This window comes from Rheinheimera tangshanensis (assembly GCF_014645135.1).
Classification (GTDB): Bacteria; Pseudomonadota; Gammaproteobacteria; order Enterobacterales; family Alteromonadaceae; genus Pararheinheimera; species Pararheinheimera tangshanensis.
In genome coordinates, this window is record NZ_BMLH01000001.1 from 731,180 (window position 1) to 748,244 (window position 17,065).

The window sequence follows — 17,065 nt, forward strand, 5'->3', positions numbered from 1 at the left end:
CAGCCATTAATTAGTGTTTATCTATTTGTTTTATATGGTTATTTATTGATTTTTTTGCTGAGTTCAGCGCAATAGTGGGCAGTAGTGCTTCTGCATTTTATTGCTTGCTGAGTTGAACTTATGCTATTTGTAATACAAATTCAACTAAAACAGGATTCACTGTATGGGCAAGCCTAAATCTTCGATCGCTTTGCTGGGGTTGTCACTTTTTAGCGGCTGTCTGCTTTATGTCAACTCGTTGCAAGCTGAACAGGTTAGCATTCATGATCCGGTGCTGGCGAAAGAAAAGGGCCAGTATTTTTTATACAGCACAGGGCCGGGCATCACCTTTTATCAATCCAGTGATTTAACAAACTGGCGTTTAGGTGGTCGGGTGTTTGCAGGTGAACCGACCTGGGCCAAATCTGTATCCCCAAGCTTTGATGGTCATATTTGGGCACCTGATATTTTTCAGCATCAGGGCAAGTTTTATTTGTATTACTCCATCTCGGCTTTTGGTAAAAACACCTCGGCTATTGGGGTCACTGTGAACACTACTCTGGATCCTAACGATCCAGCCTATCAATGGGTGGATCAGGGCATAGTGCTGCAGTCTGTGCCACAGCGGGATTTATGGAATGCGATAGACCCAGCAGTGATTTTGGATAAACAAGGCCAGGCCTGGATGAGTTTTGGCTCCTTTTGGGGAGGCCTGAAACTAGTGAAACTGGACCCCACTTTAACCCGTATAGCGCAACCCGAACACTGGCATACGCTGGCAAAAGCACAGCGGCCAGCATTTTTGGATGATGCTGAACCTGGCCCTGCTGAGCTAGAAGCGCCTTTTATCTACAAAAAAGGCCAGTTTTATTATCTCTTTGTTTCCTATGGCAAATGTTGTCGCGGTAAAGACAGCACTTACTATATGGTGGTCGGTCGTTCTCAAACCTTAACCGGGCCTTATCTGGATAAAAACGGTAAGGATTTAGCCGCAGGTGGCGGTTCTGTTTTATTGAAAGGTAACAAAGACTGGCCGGGTTTAGGCCATAACTCTGTGTATGCTATGGATGGCAAAGATTATCTGGTGTTTCATGCCTATGAAATGGCAGACAAGGGTCTGCAAAAGTTGAAGATCACTGCATTGGAGTGGGATAACCATGGCTGGCCTTTGGTGAATGAAAAAGACTGGTTGGGCTATCAGAGTGTGCTGGTTCGCTAAATTCTGACTTAGGCGAAGGATCGCCGCTGCTGTTGTTTTCTTTTGTTTTTCGTTTTAGACTCATAAAGTCTTATTGTAATACAAATATAAGATTCAACAGATCAGACAGGGGTAGCTATGAATTTCAGTACAAAGCCTTTGCCCGGCTTCAAAGGGTATCGTCTGCCATTGGCTATCAGCTTACTTAGTGTGTTGGCCGCTTGCTCGCCTGAACCAAAAAGCAGGGAAGCAGTTTTAGTAGCTGCGCCACCAGTGACAGCAGCTGCCGCTGCTATTGAAGATCAAAGTTTTACCAATCCACTATTTGCCAATGGTGCTGATCCCTGGCTGGAGTATTGGCAAGGCAATTATTACCTGACCACTACCACCTGGACTTCTCAGTTGGTGATGCGTAAATCGCCGACTCTGGCCGGTTTAGCCAATGCCACACCAGTCAATATCTGGTCTGAAACCAATCCAAAAAGTTGTTGTAACTTCTGGGCTTTTGAATTTCATCGTTTGCAGGGGCCTGACGGTCCTCGTTGGTACATGATCTATACCTCGGGCAAGCAGGAAAACTTAGATGGTCAGCATTTATCTGTGCTGGAAAGTGCAGGGGACGACCCTATGGGGCCTTATCAGTACAAAGGCTCGCCTATGCCTGATAGCTGGAACATCGACGGTAACTACCTGGAACATAATGGAAAATTGTATCTGTTATGGTCAGAGTGGGTAGGGGATGAGCAACTGAACTGGATAAGTCAAATGTCTAACCCCTGGACCTTAACAGGCGAGCGGATGGTGTTATCCCGACCGTCTCTTCCTTGGGAACAGTCAGGTCGTAAGGTGAATGAAGGTCCTGAAGTGCTAAAACATCAAGGCCGTACCTTTGTGATTTACTCCGCCAGTTTTTGTGACACAGCGGATTATAAATTAGGGCTGTTGGAGTTAACAGGTGCCAATCCAATGGATACCAAGTCCTGGACTAAGGCAAAACACCCTGTGTTTGAGCGTGGTAATGGCGTATTTGGTCCAGGTCACAATGGCTTTTTCACCTCACCTGACGGCAGCGAAAACTGGCTGGTGTATCACGGCAATAATAAAGAAACTGAGGGTTGCAGCGCGACCCGCTCAGTGCGTGCTCAGCCATTTACATTCAAGCAAGATGGCATGCCGGATTTTGGTACTCCAGTACCTGAAGGTCAGACGGTTGCTGCTCCATCAGGTGAAAATGGTCCTTTAGTTGTGGTGCCTGAAGGGGTGAAATGGCAGGTTGTGAATCGCGCCACTCAGCTTTGTCTGGCGTCCTCTGCACAAGGGCTAACAGAACAGGTGTGCGATGAGCAGGGGTCTTGGATTATAGACCCGACCACTAAGGGACGTTACCGACTGGTTGATAGTGAGGGGCGCTTTCTTGGTGCAAATCGAGATTTATCAGCCTGGGTCAATCAGCCAAGTCAGCAGTGGCAGTTAAACGCTGGTCCAGATGGTTATTATCAGTTGCTTAACGCCGCAGATCAAAAGCCATTTACTATGACAAACTGCAAAGCAGAAGATGGAGCCTTATGTCAGGACTGGTTACTGCTGCCCACTGGTAATACGGTAGTGAGCAGCAGACAAAGTGGTAAGGTGCTCAGTACGGAAGATTGTACTGCCGGGAACAATACTTTGGTCACACAACAAAGCTGGAACAAACAAGGCTGTCAGCAATGGAACTGGAAAGCAGGGCAGGCGGGTTATGTTCAGCTGCACAACAGCCTGAACCCGGAACTTTGTCTGATAGTGAAAGACGATGCATTGGCAACTGGTGCTGATTTGGTATTAGGCAATTGTGCAGCAAAATCCAGTCAGTGGGCTTTGCAATTACTCACCAATGGTGCTGTGTCTTTGTTATCTCAACATACAAAGCAGGTGGTCGATTTACCCAGTTGCAGTTTGTTCGACGGGGTTGGGTTGAAACAGACTCCAGAACAGTCTGATGCAATTTGTCAGCAATTTCAGCTCAGAACTGCAGACTAAAAGAATTCGGGCCAGAGTAAAATGCAGTGTATGACTTCATTTTACTCTGGCCCTGATTCAGTTATTCCCTGAATTTAGACGAGACAGTGTTCAGCTCCTGAGCCAGACCGCGCAGTTGGTCTGAAATATCAGCTACTGTGCTTTGCACCTGGATAGTACGGCTAAATGAGTCGGCCATCTGGTGGGTATTATCCAGCACCAAACTGGCTACCATGGTTTGCTCTTCTGTGGCAGTCGCTATTTGGGCATTGACCATATTAATTTTGTCAATTTCCTGATTAATCAGCTCTATAGAGCTGCCTGCTTCGGCCGTCAACACTGCGCTGTTATTGGCTTTGGTGACAGCCTGGTCCATTAGTCGGACTGCGCTATCAACGTTTTGTGTTAGCTTGCCCAACAAATCACGAATAGTAGTCACAGATGAGGCGGTGCGGGATGACAATAAACGCACTTCATCCGCAACTACGGCAAAGCCACGACCTTGTTCACCAGCACGTGCGGCTTCGATAGCTGCGTTGAGTGCCAGTAAGTTGGTTTGATCGGCAATATCATTGATGCTTTTTAAAATACCGCCAACTTCCTGAGTTTGTTTGGCAAGGTCGGTAATCACACTGCTGGTTTGAGCAATTTCTCCGGCCAAATCTTTGGAAGCCTGCACGGACGAGGTGGTTTTTTCATAACCTAGTTTGGCAAGGCGGCTGGCATCATTCGCGCTGCCAGAGGCGGCATTGGCCGACTGACTGATATCTTTGACGCTGCTTTGCATCTCCTCCATTGAGTGAGAGACGGTATCTGCATCATTTTTCTGTTGGCTTGTCATGCTATCTAACTCACGCATGCCTCTGGCCAACTCGTCCGCCGTTCGGCTTACAGGGTCGACTAAATGAGCTATAGCCACAAAAGAGCTTTGTAGCAAAGCGATAAATTCGTTGAAGTTGCGGGCTACAGCACCAAATTCATCTTCAGAGTCTATCGCAAGACGGCTGGATAAAGAGCCTTTTCCCGACGCTAAAACCTGCAGCGAACTGGCCAGATCATTGGCTGTTTTACTGATGTTGCGGCCTATCACATGACCGACAACAGCCATAATAATCAATAGGATAGTTCCACATAACACAATGATAAGCACTGAACGCTCTGATGAGGCAGACATATCCACCAGTATTTGTTGGAAGTTATCATCTGTTTGTTTTTGGTAGGATACAAAACCAGTTTTAGCTGTTTCGTACAAAGCCGTTTTATTTTGAATAATGCTTTGTGCTGCACTCATATCCAAAGTGCCATCAATCATCGACTGCGCTATCTCTGCTGCAGCTGTGGCATAGGCGTTAAAATTCTTTTCCAGTGTTTCCAGTTGTTTCAGATTAGCGGTATCAAGTTTTTTAAGCTGAGCCAGATTAGTGACCACCCGATCTTCAGTGGCTTTGGCTGTACTGAGGATGTCTGGATCAGACAAAGAAACCGACTGAGTAAAAAACTCTTCAACGGCATTAAACTCCACCACTATTTGAGAGGCGAGTTTAGAACTGTCATACATTTTATCTTTAATCAGCACAATGCTGTCGGCATTGCGGGCGGTAAAGTAAATGGACGACGTCAAAACTATCAAGAAAGCCAGAATTGCGATGGCAATAATAAGCCAGATTTTTTTTAATAAACTCAGGTATTTCAGCATAAGTAGTATCCAGAGTATGGCTTACAACAAAGGCAGGTGATGTGATCACCTGCCTGCCAGGCTTTAATTCAGTGTTAAAGCTACTTTGACATTACCAGTAACAGCGCCCGCACTGACATAGCCAATAGCTGCAGGGTTTTTTGCTACTGTATCCAGCACTTCCTGTTCTGATGCCAGTTCTTTTGGTGGTGTTCCTTTACCTGTGAATACGAGCTTAGACCAATAAGCTTTCATCTGGCTCGAAGAACGCCCCAGCGCTTTTTGATCAAAATCGGCACGAGCTGCAACTGTCTCTGTCAGATTTACTGGCTCAGCTGCTTTGCCATCAGTAAAGGTTTTAGCACGGCCGGTAAAAATTTTATTGATATCATCCTGCGACAAGGCTGCCGCATTGGATGGGTGAACTATCACTGCCACATTGGCAACTGCCATAAAGCTTAGAGCCAGAACAGGAATTAAGATTAATTTTTTTAACATGATTGGATTCCTTAAAACACCAGATCTACGCCAACAACCAAGACGCTGTCTTTACGATCAGCAGTTTTATTGTCTGCACTGGTGTATTGAGCTTTAAATGCAGCTGATGGGTGGAAGTCATAACGCACACCAAGGTTAATACTGTCGCGTTCAAGTTGCTGACGATTTACCACGCTTGAGACTGCACCATAAATTGGTGACGCCGTTGGTATAGCTGCGTACAGTTCAGTTTTTGCTGTGTTATCTTCTTTTTCAAACGACACATAGGGAGTGATGGTATCAAAACGATGTCCGACAGAAATATAATAAGATTTCTGATCGGTAATAAACGAATCATCAACTGTCGCTTTCGTGATTTCTGATACCACTACCCAGTCATTTTTATCGATATTAAAGCCAACACCGGCGAAAGAGCTGGATTCATCCACTATATCTAAATCTTTAGCTAAAGCGCCTAAGCCAAAAGCGGTTAGTTGCGCGTACAAGCCAGACACTGGAGTATCCAGTTGGTTGATAGAGAACGTCGATTTACCGATCAGATAAGCCATACGGAATGAATAACCGTCCTGACCTACTTCCCAGGCTACACCTGTCACGTTGTCAATTTGCGCTTCAGCCGTTGTACCACCTATTTCTTCTTCACCATCGTAACTGCCGATAATCAGCTGTAAAGTGGAATCAAAATTACCTAATGTGGTGGTATGGTACAAGGATGCACCTTCAATGGTATCAAAACCTAAACCGTACACGCTTTGCGGTACCCGCGACCAATCATAGGCGTAACCTACATCACGGAAGTCTGAGTATTTGTAAAACGGAGTTCTTAAACGACCTGCGTTCACACGCAGAGTATCGGTTAAATCGTAACTTAAAAAAGCCCACTCAAATTTAACATCCCAGTCGTCAGCGCCGCGGCCTAATAACTGAGCCGTCACTGAGAGTTTGTCGCCTAAGTCTGATTTCACTTGAAGTGCAGCCAAACTTTCGTTTTTAAAGCTGAAATCATCGTCGTAGCCATAGAGCTCGTCATCGTTGCTCAATGCCATACCGCCTTTGATTGAAGCAAAACCGTTAATGTCTACTGCGGCCTGACTGGCGCCGCAAAAAGACGCAGCTATAGTGGCTGCCAGTAATGTACGTTTTAACATAGGGTATCCTCATCAATGTTATATGTATTGCGTGTTTTAAAGGCTAAGCAGCCTTAGCTTTTGAGAGATTTACTAGTCAACCTTGACTAAGTTTTTGTTTGCTATAAGGTGTAAAACCTCACATCTGGTCTGATGTCTATGTCCGAGTCGACTGAGTCAATTTTGTACCTTTTTATATTTGCATTAACTTTTGTCGTGTGAATTGTACAACCTGACGAATTGAATTACTAGTTTTTTCAGATTTATCATATTTTCGTTTGTGTCTGAGATGGAAAAAACCTGTGTCTCTGCCTTTAAACATAGCTAAGAGCGCAGGTTTTGCAGAGATTTTTGTTTGATTTACAACAGCTTTAGCTGAAGTTGTTGGCAGTTTTTCAGAGCAGGCAGAGACTGATGACTGGCGATGATGAGAATTTGCTGCGAACAGCGGCGACTCAAGATTTGAAACAGTTGATCCGCTGTGGCTGGATCCAGCCCAACGAAAGGCTCATCAAGTAAAAGGATCTGGTGGGGTTGTAACAGCAAACGCGCCAAGGCGATACGTCTGGCTTGGCCGCCAGAGACTGCAACCCCATATTCACCCAATTCAGTATCAAGCCCCAGAGGTAAATGGGTCAGCCATTGTTCTAACTGAGCATCGGCTAAAACCTGTCGCAGCTCTTCATCACTGGCCTGCGGTTTTGCCAGACGTAAATTCGCAGCGAGCGACATATTAAATAAGCTGACCTGTTGCGATAGTAAACCTATGTGGTGCCGCAGTGTTGAGTCCTGATACAGCTGCAGCTCCTGACCATTGAGCAGAATGCGGCCTGACGCAGGCTGCAACCAGCCTGCCAGAGTACAGAGAAAAGTAGATTTTCCCACGCCTGATGGGCCTTGTAACCATAACATCTCACCGGATTTTAACTGATAATTCACAGCGGATGTCTGCTGTATAGCGTCGGGATAAGCCACACTCACTTGCTGTAGTTCAAGGGTTAAAGGCCCGCTAAGATGATGTAAAGAACCTTTTGGTACCTGAGGTTGTATCTGATCCAGCCGTTGTTTTGCCATCAGACTGTCGGCCAGGTGGCGGTACAAAGTTGCCAGGGGTAACCAGAGCTCTGTTAAAGCTAAAGTCGACATCAACATAGCCACTAAAGCGGCAATACTGATTTGTTGCTGCTGCAGTAAAGGTAAAGCTGTCCACAACAGATGAAAAGCCATCAGTGCCAAAATACTCAAGAGTAAAAACTGACAACACAGATCCAATACGCTCTGGCGCCATACCAACTTCTGATACTGCTGCTCTGTCTGTTGCCATTGCTGCTCTGCTGCAGTCCAGCCCTGATGCAGTTGTAACATGGTCAGGGCGGATAAAGGCTCCAGTAATTCCTGCCTGCGTTGGGATGCCATTTCGACTAAAGTACAAGCCCGGCTATACCCTAAAAGTACAGCGAATACAGGCACTAGCAGCAAGCCAAGCAGATAACAGAAAGCAAGTTGAGCCAGGTCGTTTTGCCAAAACCATAATAGAGTTAACCAGCCTGCACTTATCAGACAAGCCCAGAATACCGGAGCTATCACACGCAGAGGCCATTGATCCAGCCGGTCTATATCGGTGATCAGTTTTTGTAACAGATCGGCTGATTTCGTATCGGGTTGAACCGAGCTGGCTAAAAACCGTCGCATAAACCACAGCCTTAGTTGTTGTAGCAACAGCAAGATAGCGTTGTGCGAGCTTAAGCGCTCAAAGTAGCGGCCCGCAGTGCGGCTGATGGCAAAAAAGCGAATAAGAGCGGCAGGGCCAAAGTAGTTAAAACTACCAGCACTTGCCAGTTGCAAACCAGCCAAAGCAGAGGCGGTAATAAACCAACCGGAGACAGTGAATAACCCCATAATACTGGCCAGGGTTAAAGCCCCTAAGGCCAGACTAAGTAACCACCAGCGCCAGTGTGGACGCATCAAAGCGGAGAGTTTCAGTTGATCTTTCATTGGCTCTCCTGCGCATAACTGGCCTGATACAGCGGATGAGCCTGAATTTCTGTCACTGTGCCTTTGGCGACAATCTGTCCCTGTACAATAAGCCATACCTGATCCAGCCAGTCCAACTGCTGCAACTGATGAGTGGCCAGCAGCAGAGTTTTGCCGCGGCTTAACTGTTCAAGCTGCTGAAAATAATGCTGTTGTTGCTCTTTTGGTAGCATGGAGGCTGGCTCATCCAACAACCAACACCAACTTTGTTTCAATAAAGCTCTGGCCAGCGCCAGGCGTTGTAATTGCCCCCCCGACAAGCCAATACCACTCTCGGCCAGCACAGTGTCCAGTCCCGCAGGTAAGGCAAAAACAAAGTCTGCACACAAAGCTTGTTGTAACACCAGTTTAAGCTCAGCGTCTGTGGCGCTTGGTTTAGCCACTAATAAATTGCTGCGCAAGCTGCCACTTAGCCACTGACTTTGTTGAGATAAATACAACAGTTGTTGTCGCCACTGAGCTAGATTCAGATCCGTCAACTTCTGATCGCCAATCTTGATCTGTCCTTGCGCCGGTTGCTGAAAGCCCAATAAAGACTCAAGCACACTGGTTTTTCCCGCACCACTTGGCCCAGTTAAAGCTATACGTTGTGCCGGTAATACCTTGGCCTGAATATCTGTCAATAATGCAGCCCTGTGCTCAGATCCTTGCAGGCTAAACTGCTGAAATTCAATGCAGACAGCTTCTGTCGGGGCAGGAGAGTCGCCGCCTCTGCAAAAAGGTAAAGTCCAGATCGGTGCCAGACTGGCAAAAGCGGCTTCGGCTTGAGCTTTGGCATGATAGTCTGAACCTAGCTGGCGCAGAGGTGCATAAAACTCTGGTGCCATTAATAAAATAAACAGGGCGGGTTGGTAAGAGACTAGGATCTCTGCTTTGGCCCATGGCAACTCGCCTAGTAACCCCAAGCCCAGATACAAAGCCACTAAAGCTATGGCTAAAGAGGCAAATAATTCCAGCACAGCGCCGGATAAAAAGGCTTTGCTTAACACCGACATAGTGCGGTTTCTGTAGTCTTCACTGGCGTTATTTAGCCGATTTAATACCAAAGGTTCAGCTTGTAATTGGCGGATAAGCGCAGCGCCTCGTAAAAATTCCAGAAAACGCCCGCCCAACAAACCTAAAGCCTGTACTTGCTGCTGACTGGCCTGTGCAGCTCTTTTACCCAGTAAAATCATAAAAAGAGGGATAAGAGGGGCGGTGGCCAATAACAGTAGCGCTGCCAACAGACTTTGAGTGGCTACAGCAACAGAGATAAATAAAGGGCAAAGCACAACCAGATAAAGCTGCGGATAATAGCGACTGATATAGGGGGCAAGCGCATCCACTTGTTCCAGCAAACGGGTGGATAAATCGCCGTCAGAGGCGATACGTTGGCGCAGTGGCCCGGCTTGACTAATAAGTTGAAGTAATTGGTGCCGAACAGATGTACATATATTCTGGCTGGCAGAGAGGCCAAGCAGATCTTTAGCCGCCAACAACAAAGGACGTAGCAGCCACAGTACTAAAATATGCAACAGCAAAGAGCTTGGGATTGGTTGCTGATGTAAAGCCAAATCACATAAAGTCGCCAGCAACCAGCACTGCCAAATCATCAGTAATGCAGCCGTTGCTCCCAGCGCTATGGCCAGGTGCAAACGGCTTTTTTCTGACTGGACTATTTGCCTTAAAGACAACACAGGCGTCAAATCCTTATTTACTCTGATGGCTCGTTTTCTTCGCCAGGGTAGCCATTAAATTCCAGCCACATCGCATTGATAATGCCAAAAGAGCAGGCTAGTAACACGCCTAAAATCCAGGTGAAATACCACATAAACTGCTCCTTAATACAATGAATGAGTGTTGCTGCTGATGGAGTTACGGTTTAAGCGGCCCCACATTTTCCAGTAACACCAGGCTGTGTAGCCCAGAATGATAGGTACAAAGATACAAGCGACCACAAACATGATTTTTAAGGTCAGTTCGCTGGAGGTTGCATCCCACATCGTCAGACTATGATTCGGCATGCTGCTGGATGGCATAATAAAAGGAAACATTGACACGCCGCAGGTCATAATCACGCCTACAATGGCTAGCGAAGAAGCGACAAAAGCTTGCCAGCCCTTAGCCATTTTGCTGCAAAGCGCACTGACCAGGAATGCAGCTACACCTAGCAAAGGAAAAATCCATAGCAGCGGGTAGCTTTCATAATTGCTTAGCCAGGCACCGCTACTGACTTCCACTGTTTTCGTTACCGCACTATTAATAGCATTGCTGTCTATGACGCTGGTCACTTTATAGCCCATACCAGCGGAAGCCAGCCAAACTCCTGCTGCGATAAACAGCACGGCGGCCAGAGTTGCGCTGATTAAAGACACAGCTTCTGCACGCTGACGTAATGGAGCTTCGGTTTTCATTTGCAGATAGCAGGCGCCCTGGTTGATAAACATCAGCAGGCTAAACACACCAACCAACAAAGCAAAGGGGTTTAACAAAGCCCAGAATGAGCCTGTGTAGTAAATCCGCAGCAGTTCGTCAAAGTGAAAAGGAACACCTAGCAGCAGGTTGCCAAAGGCTACACCAAAGATAATGGGGGGTATGGCTGAGCCTGCAGTGAGAGCCCAGTCCCAGTTGCTACGCCATTTAGCATTATCCAGCTTAGAGCGGTAATCAAAACCAATAGGACGCAGGAATAAAGCGGCCAGCGTCAGCATCATCGCCAGATAAAAACCACTGAAGGCTGTGGCATAAACCGGAGGCCAGGCAGCAAATAAAGCACCACCAGCGGTAATGAGCCAGACCTGATTACCATCCCAATGCGGCGCAACGGCATTGATCAGTATGCGGCGTTCTGTATCGTCGCGGCCTATCACTTTTAACAGAGCACCGACACCCATATCAAAACCATCTGTAATGGTAAAACCAATCAGCAAGACGCCAACCAATAACCACCAGATAAAGCGTAAAAATTCATAATCCATATTAAACCTCCCGGGCCTGTTCGCCGTGATACTTGCCGGTATGGATAGACGCAGGGCCTTTGCGGGCGAAATGCTGCATCAACCAGACTTCGATGATCAGAAACACTGTATAAAGCGCGGTGATAGCCAATAAGCTGATCCAAATTTCTGTGGCGCTTAACTGAGAGGCCGCTAAATGAGTCGGCAGAATTTCACCTACAGCCCATGGCTGACGGCCATATTCAGCGACAAACCAACCAGCCTCACAGGCAATCCATGGCAGTGGTAAAGAAAACAGCGCAGCTTTAAGCAGCCAACGTGGTTTTTCTGGCGTGCGTTTGGCACTGTGATAAAAAGACAGGGCAAACACCAGCAGCATAATAAAGCCAGCAGCGACCATCACACGGAAGGACCAAAACAACGGGGCTACTTTAGGTATACTGTTTTGCACAGCTTGTTCCACCTGCTCTGCAGTGGCATTGACCGGGTCGTCTGTGTAAGCCATCAGCAGCAAGCCATAACCTAAGTCATTTTTTACCGCATCAAAAGCCGCGATGTTTTCAGCTGTTTTTTCACCCGCACGCAGTTTTTTCAACAAGCCATAAGCGGTTTGCCCGTTGACAATACGCTGACGGTGAATCTCTTTCAGCTCTGCAAGTCCCATCACTTCTTTGTCCAAAGATCGGGTGGCTATCAGGCCCATAGCGCCCGGAATTTTCAGCGCATAGTCGGTGCTTTGAGTTTCTTCGTTTGGAATACCGAATAGGGTGAAATCTGCTGGTGCTTCGTGAGTTTTCCATTCAGCTTCCACTGCAGCTAATTTCACTTTTTGTACATCACCTAACTCATAACCAGATTCGTCTCCCAGAACTATCACTGATAAAGCACTGGCTAAACCAAAAGCTGAAGCAATAGCAAAACTACGGCGGGCAAAAGCTAAGTCGCGGCCTTTGAGCATATACCAGGCCGAAATGGCCAGTACAAACATGGCGCCTGTGACATAACCAGCAGAGACAGTATGAACAAACTTCACCTGTGCGACAGGGTTAAATACCACTTCGCTGAAGCTGACCATTTCCATACGCATGGTCTCGAAATTAAATTCAGCGCCGACCGGATGTTGCATCCAGCCATTGGCGATTAAAATCCACAGCGCTGATAAGTTCGAGGCTAAGGCGACTAACCAGGTGACGGCTAAGTGTTGGACTTTGCTCAGCCTGTCCCAACCAAAAAAGAACAAGCCGACTAAGGTAGACTCAAGGAAAAATGCCATCAGGCCTTCAATAGCCAGAGGTGCACCAAAAATGTCACCGACATAATGCGAATAATAGGACCAGTTCGTGCCAAACTGGAATTCCATCGCTATACCTGTGGTCACACCTAAAGCGAAGTTAATGGCAAACAGCTTGCCCCAGAATTTAGTCATGTCGCGGTAAATTTCTTTACCCGTCATCACATACACTGACTCCATGATAGCCAGCAAGAAGGTCATACCCAAAGTTAAGGGTACAAATAAGAAGTGGTACATTGCCGTAGCGGCAAACTGTAACCTTGAGAGTTCTACAACATCCATTCGGATTGCTCCTCCATATGGAACTGTGGGTCTGGGCCTAAAGCTCCAGTCAGTAGCTAAAACTCATACATCAGAATGAGTGAAGGCCAAATTACGCCTTTTGTTGCTGGCTGGTGTTGATGCCGATCAAGAAAAATCGATGCTTCAGTTCAAATCCTGGAAAATTTGATAAAAATCGCATCAGTTATTCTGTTACCATCAAATTCCATATCAGGGGAGTGAAGGCATTAAAGATGAAAATTTTAGTGATTGGTGCGGGCTGGTTAGGGACTCAACTGGCAACTCAGTTAAAAACAGATGGCCACGAGTTATGGCTTAGCAGTCGCAGTGCAAGCAAATCTTCTGTGGTGACAGAACAGTTTGGTCATTTTGTGCTGGATTTAGCACAATCTGTGCGGCCTACTGCTGAGTTGGGGTCTTTATTCAAAGATGCTCTGATCCTTTGTACTGTGCCTGCCAGCCGCTCTGATGGTGAGGGTTATATAAGAGCGCTGACTCAGTTAGCGACTTTGATGAAACAGTTAGGTGCTGCAGCTTGTATTCATTTAAGCAGCACTGGTATTTATGAAGGTTTGACAGGCAATGTGGATGAGAAAAGTCAGCTACAACTCGCGGATCCCCGTATTGCATTGCTGGATGCTGGTGAAAAATTACTAGCAGCGGCAGTGCCTTGCTGTACGTTACGTTTGGCGGGTTTAATTGGTCCTGGCCGTCATCCGGCCCGATTTTTATCCGGTAAGCAAGCCGGCGCGGCTGACGTGGCTGTGAATATGGTGCATAGCAGCGATATCTGCAGCGCTGTTTCTGCGATAGTTCAGCAGCAGTTATGGCCAGAGCTGTTTAACTTATCCTGTCCTGAATTTTGCTCAAAAGCGGAGTTTTACTTAACGGCTTGTGAACTGGCCTCCTTGCCAGCTCCGCAGTTTGAGTCGAGCAGCACAGCGACATCAAGCCGCAGAGTACTCAGCACTAAATCTCAGACTATCACTGGTTTTCACTATCAATTTGAGTCAGCGTTGGCGGCTTTACCTTTTTGCAGCTGAGCTAAACTCTAAACTTCTGTAGCCGGGTAACCGGCTTCATCCAGCGCTGCAATAATCTCCTCAGCCGTTACTATGCTCTCCACACTGACCTGTTGCTGTGCTAAGTCTACTGTCACCTTGGCATCGGTCTGTAGCGCTGCGATCGCTTTATTGACCATACTGATGCAGTGATTGCAAGTCATACCCGTAACCTTCAATTGAACTTTCATTTTATCTTTCCTCTGTAGTGAATGGGGGGCCACCATGATCTAAGTTTGACCTGTGGTAAGGTCAACTACTATTTTTTATTTTTTGGGTTGACCTTACCCTGATGGCAAGCTTTAGCCTTATTGCTATCGGGTCATCGCACCTTTTTCATCTGGAGTCATGGTATGTCTGAACAGATCCAACTGAATATCAATGGAATGAGCTGTGCTTCCTGTGTGGGGCGTATTGAAAAAGCTTTAGCCAAAGTGACAGGTGTTGAGCAAGTGAGTGTCAATCTGGCCAGTGAAACGGCCACAGTCAGCGGCTTGTCTGTGTCAACTGACTTACTGCTAGCGGCGGTGGAGAAAGCCGGTTATCAGGCCAGTCTGCCAGAAAAAAAGATCCAGACTGAACAGAAGCAGACTGCTTTTTATCAGCAGGAATGGTGGCCTGTGCTCGCAAGCATGGTACTGACCTTACCTTTAGTGCTGCCCATGGTTGGTTTACTTTTTGATCAGGACTGGATGCTGGCTGCGTTTTGGCAATGGCTGCTGGCTACACCAGTACAGTTTTATTTTGGTGCACGTTTTTATAAAGCGGGCTGGGCAGCAGTGAAAGCTGGCAGTGGCAATATGGATTTATTGGTGGCTATAGGCACCAGTGCTGCATATGGCTTGTCCTTGTATTTGTGGTGGAGTTTTACTGCGCTGCATGGACAACACGGCGCGCCTCATTTGTATTTTGAAAGCAGCAGCGCGGTTTTAAGTCTGGTGCTTTTAGGTAAATATCTGGAACATAAAGCGAAAAAACGCACCACTGATGCACTAAGAGCACTGGAAAACTTAAAACCTGCAGTAGCCACTGTGTTTCAACAGGGACTCTGGGTGGACGTTAAAGCAGAAACTGTGCAACAAGGCGATTTGGTGTTGGTCAAGCCTGGCGAGCGCGTTCCGGTGGATGCGGTGGTGGAGCAAGGCCTAAGCCATGTGGATGAGGCCTTGATTAGCGGCGAGTCTGTACCTGTCAGTAAAATGCCGGCTGATAAAGTCACAGGAGGCTCTGTTAATCTGGATGGTGTACTACAAATCCGTGCTACTGCAGTGGGCGCTGAATCGACCCTGTCCCGCATTATTCAACTGGTAGAGCAGGCGCAGGGAGCCAAGGCTCCAGTGCAGGCCTTAGTCGATAAAATCAGCGCTATTTTTGTGCCTGTGGTTTTACTGATAGCCCTGGCGACCCTGGTCGGTTGGGGTCTGCTGACAGACAACTGGGTGACGGGTATCTTAAATGCAGTTGCTGTATTGGTCATTGCCTGTCCTTGCGCACTGGGATTAGCAACACCAGCAGCTATCATGGCGGGCACAGGTTCAGCCGCGCGTTCAGGTATTTTGATCAAGGATGCGATAGCGCTGGAGCACGCGAAGGCTGTGACTTTGGTCGTATTTGACAAAACCGGCACCTTAACTCAGGGCAAAGCTGTGTTGCAGCAAGTCAGCAATCTGGCTGATGAACCTGATGCATTACTATGGGCTGCCTCATTGCAGCAACACAGCGAACATCCGCTGGCTAAAGCTGTAGTGAATTACGCCACAGCGCATCAGGTGGCCGCTTTGGAGGTGACTGAGTTTCAGGTGATCGCAGGTAAAGGGGTGCAAGGCAAAGTACAAGGGCACAACCTGATTCTTGGCAGTAGTCACTGGATGCAGCAGTTGGGCATAGAGTTGCCAGTGGATCAGATTAAAACCAGTGGCGCTTCCGTGTCCTGGTTAGCTGAGCAACAAGCTAACGACAGCTATAAGTTAGTCGCACTGTTTTGTTTTACCGACGAATTAAAGCCTGATGCAGTGCAAGCTGTGAATTTGTTAAAGCAACAAGCTATTGCTGTCGCCATGCTGACAGGTGATAGTAAACAAAGTGCGGCACTCATAGCGCAGCAGCTGGATTTAACTGACTGGAAGGCAGAGGTGTTACCGGCAGACAAAGCTGCGGCCATTCAGAACTGGCAGCAGCAGGGTTATCGGGTGGCTATGGTTGGCGATGGTATTAATGATGCCCCAGCTTTAGCCCAGGCGGATTTAGGTATAGCGATGGCGAGTGGTACTGAAGTGGCTGTCAGTGCTTCGGCTATGACCCTAATGCGCAGTAAGCCCTCTCTGGTGAGTGCAGCGTTGCAGATAGCGCGGCTGAGCTACCGTAAAATTCAGCAGAATTTGTTTTGGGTTTTTATTTTTAATGTGATCGGTATTCCTTTGGCTGCTTTGGGTTATTTAAATCCGGTTATTGCTGGAGCTGCTATGGCGTGCAGCAGTTTATTTGTCATTAGCAATGCCTTGTTGTTACAGCGTTGGAGAGCTCATGAGTAAAATGATGACAACCTTAGTGACCATAGGCCAGGCGGCTAAACAAACCGGACTTTCTGCCAAAATGATCCGGCATTATGAAGAAGCGGGTTTGCTTAAAAAAGCCAACAGGACAGATGCCGGGTACCGCTTGTACAACAGTCAACAGCTGCAACAACTGAGTTTTATTAAACAAGCCCGAACTTTGGGTTTTTCTATTGCTCAGGTCAGTTCTTTACTGGATTTATGGCGAAATCCACAGCGCAGCAGCAAAGAGGTCAAACAATTGGCCGAACAGCATCTGGATGAAATTAAACAAAAAGTCGCCGAGCTGCAGCAGATGCAAAAGGTATTACAGCAATTAGCGGATAGCTGTTGTGGGGATGATCAACCCCAGTGTGCAATTCTGGATGGCTTACAAAAATAAAAGCTGGAGCTTTTTAAAAAAAAGATCCCGACTTTTGTCGGGATCTTCAGCT

Annotated in this window: 14 protein-coding genes; 5 read left to right on the forward strand and 9 right to left on the reverse strand. The window is 47.1% G+C overall.

Going from position 1 to position 17,065, the window contains the following annotated elements; all coding sequences use genetic code 11:
• Positions 1-163: 163 nt before the first annotated feature.
• Together IEW88_RS03300 and IEW88_RS03305 are read left to right on the forward strand one after the other, a co-directional pair.
• Entirely contained in the window at positions 164-1,198 is a 1,035-nt protein-coding gene (locus tag IEW88_RS03300; RefSeq protein ID WP_147902764.1) for an arabinan endo-1,5-alpha-L-arabinosidase, read from the forward strand.
• A gap of 117 nt (positions 1,199-1,315) precedes the next feature.
• Positions 1,316-3,196 carry a family 43 glycosylhydrolase gene (locus tag IEW88_RS03305; RefSeq protein ID WP_147902763.1) on the forward strand — a complete coding sequence of 627 codons (1,881 nt, stop codon included), beginning with the start codon at positions 1,316-1,318 and terminating at the stop codon, positions 3,194-3,196.
• A gap of 61 nt (positions 3,197-3,257) precedes the next feature.
• Here IEW88_RS03305 and IEW88_RS03310 read toward each other — a convergent pair whose 3' ends face one another.
• The 8 genes from IEW88_RS03310 to IEW88_RS03345 form a co-directional block, all read right to left on the reverse strand.
• Positions 3,258-4,871, reverse strand: a complete 1,614-nt coding sequence (locus IEW88_RS03310) for a methyl-accepting chemotaxis protein (protein ID WP_147902762.1) — start codon at positions 4,869-4,871, stop codon at positions 3,258-3,260.
• A 63-nt stretch (positions 4,872-4,934) separates the two neighbouring features.
• Positions 4,935-5,348, reverse strand: a complete 414-nt coding sequence (locus IEW88_RS03315; protein WP_147902761.1) for a type 2 periplasmic-binding domain-containing protein — start codon at positions 5,346-5,348, stop codon at positions 4,935-4,937.
• Positions 5,349-5,359: 11 nt separating this feature from the next.
• A complete protein-coding gene (locus tag IEW88_RS03320) occupies positions 5,360-6,496 on the reverse strand; it encodes a hypothetical protein (RefSeq protein ID WP_053425341.1) in 1,137 nt (378 codons plus the stop codon).
• Positions 6,497-6,835: 339 nt separating this feature from the next.
• On the reverse strand, positions 6,836-8,470 hold the full coding sequence (cydC, locus tag IEW88_RS03325; RefSeq protein ID WP_185148502.1) for a thiol reductant ABC exporter subunit CydC: 1,635 nt from the start codon (positions 8,468-8,470) through the stop codon (positions 6,836-6,838).
• Positions 8,467-10,185 (reverse strand): thiol reductant ABC exporter subunit CydD, encoded by a 1,719-nt coding sequence (cydD, locus tag IEW88_RS03330; RefSeq protein WP_185148501.1) that lies wholly within the window; start codon positions 10,183-10,185, stop codon positions 8,467-8,469. Before cydD ends, cydC begins: the two co-directional genes overlap by 4 nt.
• Before the next feature lie 17 nt (positions 10,186-10,202).
• Positions 10,203-10,319 (reverse strand): cytochrome bd-I oxidase subunit CydX, encoded by a 117-nt coding sequence (gene cydX, locus IEW88_RS03335; protein WP_053425345.1) that lies wholly within the window; start codon positions 10,317-10,319, stop codon positions 10,203-10,205.
• A gap of 10 nt (positions 10,320-10,329) precedes the next feature.
• Positions 10,330-11,466: a cytochrome d ubiquinol oxidase subunit II gene (gene cydB / locus IEW88_RS03340; RefSeq protein ID WP_147902758.1), complete on the reverse strand. Its 1,137-nt coding sequence runs from the start codon at positions 11,464-11,466 to the stop codon at positions 10,330-10,332.
• Between the two features lies 1 nt (position 11,467).
• Positions 11,468-13,018 carry a cytochrome ubiquinol oxidase subunit I gene (locus IEW88_RS03345; protein WP_147902757.1) on the reverse strand — a complete coding sequence of 517 codons (1,551 nt, stop codon included), beginning with the start codon at positions 13,016-13,018 and terminating at the stop codon, positions 11,468-11,470.
• Positions 13,019-13,251: 233 nt separating this feature from the next.
• Between IEW88_RS03345 and IEW88_RS03350 the strand changes: the two genes are divergently transcribed.
• The gene (locus IEW88_RS03350) at positions 13,252-14,061 is read left to right on the forward strand and encodes an NAD-dependent epimerase/dehydratase family protein (RefSeq protein ID WP_185148500.1); all 810 of its coding nucleotides are present in this window, start codon (positions 13,252-13,254) and stop codon (positions 14,059-14,061) included.
• Between the two features lie 8 nt (positions 14,062-14,069).
• On the opposite strand, the gene IEW88_RS03355 is transcribed toward IEW88_RS03350, so the two are convergent.
• On the reverse strand, positions 14,070-14,270 hold the full coding sequence (locus IEW88_RS03355) for a heavy-metal-associated domain-containing protein (protein ID WP_147902755.1): 201 nt from the start codon (positions 14,268-14,270) through the stop codon (positions 14,070-14,072).
• 162 nt (positions 14,271-14,432) lie between these two features.
• Here IEW88_RS03355 and IEW88_RS03360 point away from each other — a divergent pair, with 162 nt between their 5' ends.
• The gene (locus tag IEW88_RS03360; protein ID WP_147902754.1) at positions 14,433-16,610 is read left to right on the forward strand and encodes a heavy metal translocating P-type ATPase; all 2,178 of its coding nucleotides are present in this window, start codon (positions 14,433-14,435) and stop codon (positions 16,608-16,610) included.
• Positions 16,603-17,013 (forward strand): Cu(I)-responsive transcriptional regulator, encoded by a 411-nt coding sequence (gene cueR / locus IEW88_RS03365; RefSeq protein ID WP_221411336.1) that lies wholly within the window; start codon positions 16,603-16,605, stop codon positions 17,011-17,013. The genes IEW88_RS03360 and cueR overlap by 8 nt, the downstream gene beginning before the upstream one ends.
• The last annotated feature ends 52 nt before the right edge of the window (positions 17,014-17,065 follow it).

Excerpts from the sequence above, each read along its gene's own strand:
- IEW88_RS03300 (WP_147902764.1), top strand. The coding sequence starts at position 164 with ATGGGCAAGCCTAAATCTTCGATCGCTTTGCTGGGGTTGTCACTTTTT.
- IEW88_RS03305 (WP_147902763.1), top strand. The coding sequence starts at position 1,316 with ATGAATTTCAGTACAAAGCCTTTGCCCGGCTTCAAAGGGTATCGTCTG.
- IEW88_RS03310 (WP_147902762.1), bottom strand. The coding sequence starts at position 4,871 with ATGCTGAAATACCTGAGTTTATTAAAAAAAATCTGGCTTATTATTGCC.
- IEW88_RS03315 (WP_147902761.1), bottom strand. The coding sequence starts at position 5,348 with ATGTTAAAAAAATTAATCTTAATTCCTGTTCTGGCTCTAAGCTTTATG.
- IEW88_RS03320 (WP_053425341.1), bottom strand. The coding sequence starts at position 6,496 with ATGTTAAAACGTACATTACTGGCAGCCACTATAGCTGCGTCTTTTTGC.
- cydC (WP_185148502.1), bottom strand. The coding sequence starts at position 8,470 with ATGAAAGATCAACTGAAACTCTCCGCTTTGATGCGTCCACACTGGCGC.
- cydX (WP_053425345.1), bottom strand. The coding sequence starts at position 10,319 with ATGTGGTATTTCACCTGGATTTTAGGCGTGTTACTAGCCTGCTCTTTT.
- cydB (WP_147902758.1), bottom strand. The coding sequence starts at position 11,466 with ATGGATTATGAATTTTTACGCTTTATCTGGTGGTTATTGGTTGGCGTC.
- IEW88_RS03345 (WP_147902757.1), bottom strand. The coding sequence starts at position 13,018 with ATGGATGTTGTAGAACTCTCAAGGTTACAGTTTGCCGCTACGGCAATG.
- IEW88_RS03350 (WP_185148500.1), top strand. The coding sequence starts at position 13,252 with ATGAAAATTTTAGTGATTGGTGCGGGCTGGTTAGGGACTCAACTGGCA.
- IEW88_RS03355 (WP_147902755.1), bottom strand. The coding sequence starts at position 14,270 with ATGAAAGTTCAATTGAAGGTTACGGGTATGACTTGCAATCACTGCATC.
- IEW88_RS03360 (WP_147902754.1), top strand. The coding sequence starts at position 14,433 with ATGTCTGAACAGATCCAACTGAATATCAATGGAATGAGCTGTGCTTCC.
- cueR (WP_221411336.1), top strand. The coding sequence starts at position 16,603 with ATGAGTAAAATGATGACAACCTTAGTGACCATAGGCCAGGCGGCTAAA.